The organism is Candidatus Campbellbacteria bacterium (assembly GCA_028817035.1).
GTDB lineage: Bacteria > Patescibacteriota > Minisyncoccia > Phycocordibacterales > JABAAK01 > JAPPQH01.
On the sequence record JAPPQH010000006.1, the window covers coordinates 1 to 9,060 of the forward strand.

The 9,060-nt window shown below is 40.5% G+C and carries 10 protein-coding genes and 1 tRNA gene; 3 read left to right on the forward strand and 8 right to left on the reverse strand.

The genetic code is table 11. The features are described from left to right. The 5 genes from OXU73_00795 to serS all read right to left on the reverse strand — a co-directional run. Positions 1-183, reverse strand: a 183-nt coding sequence (locus OXU73_00795; GenBank protein ID MDD9867856.1) for a hypothetical protein, incomplete at its 3' end; no start/stop codon positions are given. A gap of 52 nt (positions 184-235) precedes the next feature. Next, positions 236-309 (reverse strand) — tRNA-Gln (locus OXU73_00800). An 8-nt stretch (positions 310-317) separates the two neighbouring features. Then, positions 318-1,352, reverse strand: coding sequence for a DNA polymerase III subunit gamma/tau (gene dnaX / locus OXU73_00805; GenBank protein MDD9867857.1), 1,035 nt, complete (start codon positions 1,350-1,352; stop codon positions 318-320). 41 nt (positions 1,353-1,393) lie between these two features. Further along, a complete protein-coding gene (locus OXU73_00810) occupies positions 1,394-2,257 on the reverse strand; it encodes a hypothetical protein (protein MDD9867858.1) in 864 nt (287 codons plus the stop codon). A gap of 3 nt (positions 2,258-2,260) precedes the next feature. After that, on the reverse strand, positions 2,261-3,544 hold the full coding sequence (gene serS / locus OXU73_00815; protein MDD9867859.1) for a serine--tRNA ligase: 1,284 nt from the start codon (positions 3,542-3,544) through the stop codon (positions 2,261-2,263). 32 nt (positions 3,545-3,576) lie between these two features. On the opposite strand from serS, the gene dprA reads away from it, so the two are divergent. Next, positions 3,577-4,425: a DNA-processing protein DprA gene (gene dprA, locus OXU73_00820; protein MDD9867860.1), complete on the forward strand. Its 849-nt coding sequence runs from the start codon at positions 3,577-3,579 to the stop codon at positions 4,423-4,425. Here dprA and OXU73_00825 read toward each other — a convergent pair. From OXU73_00825 to pheS, 3 genes are read right to left on the reverse strand one after another with little or no spacing between them, the layout of a single operon-like run. After that, on the reverse strand, positions 4,422-4,961 hold the full coding sequence (locus OXU73_00825; GenBank protein MDD9867861.1) for a C39 family peptidase: 540 nt from the start codon (positions 4,959-4,961) through the stop codon (positions 4,422-4,424). The two genes, dprA and OXU73_00825, sit on opposite strands and share 4 nt — an antisense overlap. Further along, positions 4,958-7,327 carry a phenylalanine--tRNA ligase beta subunit-related protein gene (locus tag OXU73_00830; GenBank protein MDD9867862.1) on the reverse strand — a complete coding sequence of 790 codons (2,370 nt, stop codon included), beginning with the start codon at positions 7,325-7,327 and terminating at the stop codon, positions 4,958-4,960. The genes OXU73_00825 and OXU73_00830 overlap by 4 nt, the downstream gene beginning before the upstream one ends. Positions 7,328-7,331: 4 nt before the next feature. Then, complete coding sequence (pheS, locus tag OXU73_00835; GenBank protein ID MDD9867863.1) at positions 7,332-8,018, reverse strand: phenylalanine--tRNA ligase subunit alpha; 687 nt, start codon at positions 8,016-8,018, stop codon at positions 7,332-7,334. A gap of 128 nt (positions 8,019-8,146) precedes the next feature. Here pheS and OXU73_00840 point away from each other — a divergent pair, with 128 nt between their 5' ends. Beyond that, positions 8,147-8,509 carry a hypothetical protein gene (locus tag OXU73_00840; GenBank protein ID MDD9867864.1) on the forward strand — a complete coding sequence of 121 codons (363 nt, stop codon included), beginning with the start codon at positions 8,147-8,149 and terminating at the stop codon, positions 8,507-8,509. Between the two features lie 164 nt (positions 8,510-8,673). Continuing rightward, positions 8,674-8,880 carry a hypothetical protein gene (locus OXU73_00845; GenBank protein ID MDD9867865.1) on the forward strand — a complete coding sequence of 69 codons (207 nt, stop codon included), beginning with the start codon at positions 8,674-8,676 and terminating at the stop codon, positions 8,878-8,880. The last annotated feature ends 180 nt before the right edge of the window (positions 8,881-9,060 follow it).

Below are 9,060 nucleotides of genomic sequence, written 5' to 3' on the forward strand. Positions count from 1 at the left end.
CGAATGAAATAGTTTGGAATATGTGAGTCCGACCGCAACGAGCCTGCGAGTTGCGATGTCGGTTGGCATGAATTTGACCTTGCCGAGCCTGCGAGGCAAGCCAAGCGAGTAGCGAAGCCACGAGCGATAATAAAAAAGCGAAAGACACCCCGAAAGGTGTCTTTCATCTTTAATTATATACATAGGGGTTTTTCTGTCAACCCCCATATACATCCTTTATTTACTTAACTAATTTTGGCTGCCGAGCAAGGGATCGAACCTTGATTAACGGCTTCAAAGGCCGCTGTCCTACCATTAGACGACTCGGCAAATTCTGTCTATTTCTGTTGTTGGCGTTCCTTGTGCTCTATCAAGGCAATCTCTAACGGAAGGTGTGGAATATACGACTTGGGTATATCTGACACCACCCTTAAAAGAAGTGATAGAACATCCAAATTAAGTTTATCATTTTTTGCCTCCTTTTTGATAAACTCAGAATCTTTCTTGTTATAATCATCAAGCAAAGATTTATTGTCTGTGAAACGGAAAAGAATGATGGATCTCAACTTTCTCAACGCAAGTTTCACAAGCAGCCTCATATCTATATTATCTTCAGCAAGTTTTTCTATGGCGTCCACACCTTTCTTTATATCACACTCTGCAAAAGCTTCAAGATAAATGTTTACTTGGTCTGATGTAGGCGCACCCAAAACTTTTTCTATAACATCCCGTGAAACTTTTTTACCATCACTTGCGATTAGTGCTTTCTGTAAAATACCAAGCGCATCTCTAAATGCCCCGCCTGAAAGAAGAGCAATCACCGAAGCAGATTCTGAATCTATCTCGTATCCTTCCTTTTTTGCAACCGACATTACCGTCTTCTCAAGTAATTCAAGCGATGGTTTCTTAAATGTAAAATTCTGACACCTTGAAATAACTGTGTCGGGCAGTTTTGAAGGTTCTGTCGTGGCAAGGATGAACACCGTGTGAGATGGCGGCTCTTCAAGTGTCTTTAGAAAAGCATTAAACGCCGACTTCGAAAGCATGTGTGCCTCATCCAAAATATAAACTTTGTAAACTGACTTCAGCGGAATCGTCCTAACAGAGTCATTCAAATCTCTTATGTTCTCAACGCTGTTTTGTGATGCAGCATCTATCTCGTGAATATCCATCTCATTACAACCGATAGCACGGGCAAAAATTCTTGCCACAGATGTCTTCCCCGTTCCTCGTGTTCCAGAAAAGATATAAGCGTGATGCAGTTCTTTTTTCTTTATCGCACTTTTCAGTGTTTTTATCACATGGTCCTGACCAGACACATCATCAAAATCATGTGGGCGATGTTTTCTATAAAGCGCTATTTCCATTATCATTAGTATAACAACCAAAACTTATGCTCGCAAGAGAGCCCTTCCTACTCCTCCTCATCCTCTTCCTCGCCCTCACCTTCTTCCTTGTAATAAACACCCCTCCCAAAGCGAGTATCTATGTATTCAACAGCAGCCCACTTGCCGTCTTCCTCAGGGTAACCAAGCGCCTTGAACAAAGACACATATATATCTCTTGATATGTCATAAGTATGCTCCTCCAAATTAACAAAAATTTTTGGTCCTTCTTTTACATTCAGAATAACCTGATTGTCATATCCCTGCTTCACCACATAATCAATTGACTCTATCTCAACATCACTTTCTTCAAGATAATTAACTATGACATTCATTTTATTCGCAGAGATTTCATCAAATTTATGATTTAGCGGATTTTTATGTTTTGGAAGTTCAAATGTATTGTTCAGAGGGATACCAACCATTCTCTCCAACTCCGCAAAGACAACTCCCCCAGCAGAAACTGCATAACATTTTTCTTCTGGACACCAAGAATACTTAACAGAGTGCTTTATAACTTTCACATCAAGCTCGCCTCCCCACCTTGCCTTCACCATCACATCTCTTGCAATAGGAAAATTAATTTTTATTTTACTTATAATTTCTTCTTTTGGATAAATTAAGAAATTCTTTTTAGGAAAAATTTTGTAATAGTATTCTGAAACTTCTGCATCAATCAGTGAGTTCACTTTGTTTTCATCAATATATGGCGGTGCATCCAGCGACAAATTTTTTATGAGCAACCAATCAGCGTTAAAAACTGAGACAACAAAAGCAGAAGTGGATATGAAAAGAAGTAGTGATATTAAGAATGGTCTTTTTGTTCGCCTCCACAATTTCTGAAAAAATCTTGAAATGCCGCGTAGTATTACCCTTCTTTTTTTCTTCAGCATATCCTATACCCTTCTTATCTTGTCAGTGCCGACATAATTACGCAGAGCTTGTGGGATATTTATCGTCCCATCTTCATTTTGCATGTTTTCAATTATCGCAATCAATATGCGCCCCATCGCAAACACGGTCGCATCATTCATATGGACTATTTCTTTTCTACCATCTTTTCGTGCCACTTTTATGTTAAGCCTTCTCGCCTGATAACCGCCTATCAAATCAGCGGAATGAGTCTCGCGATATGTGTCCTGCCCTGCCATCCACGACTCAAGGTCAATCTGTCGTTGATCAGGAGCCCCCATATCTCCAGTACATATCGCAACAACGCGATAAGGAATATCAAGCATCTGCATAAGATGTTCCTGAATAGCAACCAAAAAGTCTTGCTCTTGAACGGAATTTTCTGGAAGCGTAAAACTTTCAAACTCAAGCTTGTCAAACTGGTGCTGTCGCAATATCCCCCTTGTGTCTTTTCCATAAGACCCTGCCTCGCGGCGAAAAGCAGTTGAGTAGCCGATATATCTTTTAGGCAATTCACTTTCATCAAATGTTTCTTCGGAGTGCATGGCGCCCAAAGGATGTTCTGCAGACCCTGCCATAAATAGATTGTCTTTTTCTGTGAAAAACTTGTCTTCTTTCGGATCAAGGCGCGCCATACCGTAAAGCATCTCGGGTTTTACCATTGTCGGTGGGAGTATTGGTATAAATGGTTTGCTGGAAACGGAAAGCCCAACTTTGTCTATTATTTTTTTGAGTTCCTTCTCATCACAGACAACACGAAGGGTCATTGATATTATCGCAAACTGAAGTTTTACTATATCACCCTTCAAAAAATTAAAGCGAGAAGAGGTGACTTTGGCACCCCTTGCGGTGTCAATAATTCCAAGTTTCTCTCCAATCTCCCAATGTGGTTTTGGTTTGAAAGAGAAATCTGGTTTTTTGCCCCACTCTCTCAAGACCACATTTTCACTTTCATCTTTTCCTTTTGGCGTGTCAGCAGTCGGCAGATTCGGAATCTTACACATAAGTTCCGTAAACTCCTTTATTATAATCTTGAGCGCTGCTTCTTCATTTGCTATCTTTTGTTTAAGTTCCTTCCCTTCCTCAACATTACGACTTTCAGCAGCGATATTCCTTTTCTTGCGAAGCTCATCTATCTTTGAAAGTTTTTCTTTCCTCTGACCATACAATTCAATAACACGATCAAGATTAACAGGAGGGGTGTTTCTGTCTTTCATCATTTGTTCCACCATCCCCTTGTTTTCTTTTATAAAATTTATATCAAGCATATATAAAGTATAATATAATAAAATTACTTACCATGACATATCCCATAAAAACACTAAAAGGAGAAGACATCCCAGAATATTTGAGAGAAATACCAACAGCGCCAAAGGCACTCTTCCTCAAGGGCGAGTTGCCCACGGATTCCATTTGTCTTACCGTTGTTGGACCACGAGAATATACAGAATATGGAAGAAAAGTCTGCGAGACCTTGATCTATTCCCTATCTTCATACCCAATTGTCATCGTATCTGGTCTTGCGCTTGGGATTGACACAAAAGCACACGAGGCGGCAATCAGCGCAGGATTAAAAACAATCGCCATCGTTGGCTCAGGAATTGACCATGAGAGTATTTACCCAAGAACAAATGTTCCACTTGCAGAAAAAATCCTTAAGTCCGGTGGTGCTGTTATGTCTGAATACAAAGAAGGGACAAAGGTTGCACGATACCATTTTCCAAATAGAAACCGACTGCTCGCCGGTATTTCACAGGCAACCCTTGTGATAGAAGCAGAAGAGAAAAGTGGAACGCTTATAACAGCCCGCCTCGCAGTCGATTACAACCGCGATGTCCTCACCGTCCAACAATCCATTTTCTCACCAACCTCAAAAGGCGTTCAGTGGCTCCTTAAAAACGGAGCGACCCCCGTTTCATCGGGTGAGGACATCGCGGAGATACTTGGTATTGAAAAAAAGAAACAGATTGACACAGACCTCACAGATGATGAGAAAATCGTCATCAATTTATTAAACAAGCCAAAGACAAGAGATGATATATGCGAAGAAAGTAAAATGTCCGCAGAAAGAGTCAGTAGAGCGCTTGGCTCTCTTGAAATAAAAGGATGTGTGGAAGAAAAACTCGGAATGGTACACTCACTTATTTAATACTTCTCAAAAAATATACAAAGTCCACGCCAAATTTCCATAAACTTTTCCGCTTCCACCTCAACACCTTTCTCATTTAGCTCTGGGTCATAATAAAAAATTTTCTCACACTTGCCATCGCGCTCCACAAAACCAGTCACGACAACGATGTGAGATCCCCTGCCTTCGTTCATTATAGAAACCAAAATTGGCTTTTCTTGTTTTATTGAATCCATTATTTTTTCAATACCAAAAACGCGCAGTTTTTTCTCTTCGTCAGGCAAATCTTTGTGTGAAAGAAACTCCTGAAGATAACACGCCAACCCGTTATTTCGCGAAAGAATAGCAAGAGATGTATGCTTCCACCCAACCCCCACAAGCCCGTTTATTTTCAGACCCTCCTTCAGCAATTCATCTGGTGATGGAGAATTTTTATCAAAATACCGAAGTACCATCGCGAGAGAAACAACGCCACACGCTTTCTTTTTGTATTCTTCCTCAGATATATCTTTGTATTGAGAAAAAAACGGAAATGATTTTAATTTATACTCACTCATCGGACTGACCAATTAGGTTTATTATTTATTGAAGATTCAATTCTCTTCATTATCTCCCCCACTTCAGAATCTGTAAGCGTTCTTTCTTTTGATTGAAACACCAAACGAAACGCGAAAGACACCTTCCCATCTTTTTCAAACTTATCAAACAATGTCTTCCTCACCAAAAATTCACCCGACTCTTTTTCAATCAAGCTTCCCACACTTTCTGCAGACACATCAGCAGGAACAAAAAGGGATATATCTCGTAGGACAGGTGGAAAACTTGAAAACTTTTCATAGTTTATTTTTTTATCCTCAAAAGTAGGAAGTTCTATATCTGGCGCATCTTTTATGATGGTCTCAAAATCCACCTCAAAAACACCAGAGTCAGAAAGCGAGTCGTTCAATTTTATATTTTTAGCCGCCAATTTTTCACACACCAGATCAAAGTCGCTTTTTTCTTCCTTGCCTGCTGTTCCCTTTTTGTTTGACATTCCGATTCCAAGTACCAGTCGCTCTCCATTTTTATCAAAGACCTTACCTATTTCAAAAATTCTTATAGAACTAAGTCCCAACAAGTCCGCATTATTAGAATTTTTTATAAGAGAATTTTTAAGTTCATTTGCGAGACTCTTTCTCAACCTCTCTTTATCAGCAGAGTGTGGTTTTATCACCTTTATATCACCCTCCTTGCCAAACACAGATGTTTCAATCTGTGAGAAACCCATCTCCGTTAACTCATTGATTATAAGTTTTTTATATGCAAACTCCTTGTTTGCTTTCTGCTGTCGCTCCTTCTTTGGCTCACTCTTTTTTATACCGTCATAACCCACAATCCTACCAACCTCCTCAATCAAATCCTCTTTTGAAAATATATCCGTTCTTTCAATGGGGACAGAAACGACAATCCTTGGGTCTTCATTTTGTAAAATCCTTGAGTATCTAAGACCATTTTGGAACTTTTTACTTTCTGATATGCTCTCCTCCACCACCTTTGATTCAGGTTCGCCTGAAGCATGTATAACCTTTCCGCCACCGACATAAATCCCACAGTGAGTTATCGGCTCTTTAACACTTCGCTTAGTAAAAGGAGTTGGAAACAATGGCTCATCAACACCATTTGTGTATTTGTATTTATCTGAATATGCCTGCGGATAGGAAAAGACAACATCACCCTCTTTTACTTCCCCGCTCTGTATCTCATCACCATACAAAAACTGATTTACACTTATCCTTGGAATTGCAACCCCTGACCACACATAACAGTATGAAGTAAAAGACGAACAATCAAACTTTTTTGGTGCATCGCGGATTATACTTGAGCCAAATTCATATGGAACGCCAACATACTTTTTAGCAGTTGTGACAATCTTGTCGCGAACATCAGACACCACTTCAAACTTAAACAAAAGACGCTCAAAAACATCAAGACAATCCTTTTCAGACAAAGCAGTCCCCAGATGATCGTTTATCTCTTTCACAGACACACCAACAACCCTCTGATTTTCTTTTTTAGGAAAAACATCTTTACGCGCCACAACCCTACCCCCAGACACCTCTTCCAAAAGTTTTGTCGCACCGCGTGAAACATTTCCAAGCACCAAAGACGAAAGTGATTTTGAAAACCTGTCAGACGCCTCTGTTTTTATTGAGTGCGCTCGCGTACTATCCCTTACAAGGTTCGGCAAAAAACTTGCAACCTCAACAACAATTCTTTTAGTGTTCTCATCCACCTCCGCCTTTGCACCACCACGCACCCCCGCCAACGCAAGAGGAGAATTATCCGATCCATCTCTTATGACAATATCCTCACCTCGCATTGAAACACTCTCTCCGCCCAACAAGTCAATCTCTTCCCCCTGCTTCGCCTTTGTTATTGCTATGCTATTTTTACCACCGCCCAACTTGTCCGCATCATATATATGTATCGGATAGCCAAACTCAAACATAATGTAATTTGAAACATCAATCACGCCATTTATCGCCTTTTGACCCATCTTTTCAAGCCGTTTTACAAGCCAATCAGGCGATTTTCCGACAGAAACGCCCTCCATTACGATAGCGACAAAACGCCTACAGCCAGAATCCTCGCTTATCTTTATCTCCATATCACCCAACCCCTCAACCTCCGCCAACTCTTCATAGTGATTGCGTTTTAGTGGAAGTGAAAAATACGCACCAACCTCTTTTGCAAAACTCATATAAGAAAGACTATCCCCAGCCCTGTTCGGCAGAACATCAACAACCAAAACAGTGTCGCCATCATCACATTTTTCAATTTCTTCAACTTCAACAAAATGTTTCTCTATCGCCTGTGCGATTTTATCAACAGAAGGAAGATCCTTTTCAAAAAAACTTTGTAACCACTCTATACTAAGACGCATAATATTAAAATTGATTTATAAACCTTAAATCGCCTTTATAAAACAGACGAATATCATCTATCCCATACCGAAGCATAGCCAACCTATCCACACCAAAACCAAAAGCAAAACCCCTATATTTCCGAGAATCAATTCCTGCATTTTTTAGAACTATTGGATTTATCATCCCTGCGCCGGCAACTTCAAGAAAATTTCCATTACCATCTTTTATATCCACCTCAATACTCGGCTCGGTAAAAGGAAAATAACTGCTCCTCACTCTTGTCTCTGTCCCACCACCAAAAAATTCTTTAAAAAATATATCAAGTATCCCCAAAAGATCAGACATACTCTCCCTCTCACTCACAGCAAAACCCTCACACTGATAAAACTGCTCAATATGACTTGCATCAGTCGCTTCATTTCTAAAAACTTTACCAGGCACAATAACTTTTACAGGTGGCTCGTTTTTTTCAAGATACCTAACCTGAGTGTTTGAAGTGTGAGTCCGCATCAAAGAATTCTCACCAATCCAAAAAGTTTCTTGCATCTCTCGAGACGGATGATGTTTCGGCATATTAAGAACATCAAAGTTATAGTGCGGAGTCTCAAGCTCTGGTCCACTCTCAACCACAAAACCATACTCAGAGAAAATATCTACTATCTCTCCCTGAATACGAAATATGGGGTGTATGTGTCCTTCTTTATCCACAGAAATATGCTTATTTTATTAACTTTATACCAATTAAATTAAGGTTTACACTATTTATTATATAACAAATAGGGTAATATAATAGTAGAGTTCTTTAACAATGCCAAAAGGCATAGGAGGTAAAAAATATGAAGAGGAATATGATTCTCGCACTCCTTGTCGCTTTCACACTCCCCACCATCTGCGTTGCCGATGATGATGCAGGTTACTACACTTCTGATTATCCCGATATCGCCAAGGTGGAAACGGAAAACGATACTCGAGGGGGGGGTCGGAAATATGTTTCCTACCATTGTGTTGATGCTTTTGTGGGGACCACTCGTAAAGAAGTCGAGATATCAGGTCATACAGAGAAATCTGCCGTGGTCTATAGCGACACAATCCCAGAGGGATATGAAGAAGTCGCGATACTCATAGTCGCCAAGAAGTGCGGAGCAGCGGTGGGATACGTCTTTACGGTAGAAGGAAAAAGAGAAGGAGTAGGGTGGTAGCGACAATATCTGTGGCGTAGGGATGTCTCATCCCTACGCTATTTCTTTTTTCTTTATTTACATTGACACACAATCTATTTTATGATACAATTAAAGCAGGTCTAAAAGTTGGGTTCTAACCAACACATAGACACCAATTCACACACAGAACAAAGGAGAGAAAGATGAACAATCTGAAAAGGTTGGTGTTCGCGTTGGTGATAATCTCCACCCCCATCCTCAACGGATGTGTAGGGTTTGAGGTGACCGCCCGGGCGAGAGTTGAAGCAGGAGGAGATGTTGGTGAAAAAGAATATCGCGTATCCCACGAAGACATAGTAGAGAAGATTGAAGAGGAGTGGGAGAAGGCGACCAAAAAAGGGAGTATATGATACGAGAGATCATATACTCCTTATTTATTAACGCGAACAGCTTTGCTGTTCGCTTGACGCAACTCGCAGGCTCGTTGCGGTCAGACTCACACCCTCCAATCTATTCCGTTCGCTTGGTCGCTTGACGCAACTCGCAGGCTCGTTGCGGTCGGACTCACATATTCCAAACTATTTCATTCG

What these genes read in the sequence shown, in the direction of transcription:
- dnaX (MDD9867857.1), bottom strand. Translation starts at nt 1,352, where the DNA reads ATGATAATGGAAATAGCGCTTTATAGAAAACATCGCCCACATGATTTT.
- OXU73_00810 (MDD9867858.1), bottom strand. Translation starts at nt 2,257, where the DNA reads ATGCTGAAGAAAAAAAGAAGGGTAATACTACGCGGCATTTCAAGATTT.
- serS (MDD9867859.1), bottom strand. Translation starts at nt 3,544, where the DNA reads ATGCTTGATATAAATTTTATAAAAGAAAACAAGGGGATGGTGGAACAA.
- dprA (MDD9867860.1), top strand. Translation starts at nt 3,577, where the DNA reads ATGACATATCCCATAAAAACACTAAAAGGAGAAGACATCCCAGAATAT.
- OXU73_00825 (MDD9867861.1), bottom strand. Translation starts at nt 4,961, where the DNA reads ATGAGTGAGTATAAATTAAAATCATTTCCGTTTTTTTCTCAATACAAA.
- OXU73_00830 (MDD9867862.1), bottom strand. Translation starts at nt 7,327, where the DNA reads ATGCGTCTTAGTATAGAGTGGTTACAAAGTTTTTTTGAAAAGGATCTT.
- OXU73_00840 (MDD9867864.1), top strand. Translation starts at nt 8,147, where the DNA reads ATGAAGAGGAATATGATTCTCGCACTCCTTGTCGCTTTCACACTCCCC.
- OXU73_00845 (MDD9867865.1), top strand. Translation starts at nt 8,674, where the DNA reads ATGAACAATCTGAAAAGGTTGGTGTTCGCGTTGGTGATAATCTCCACC.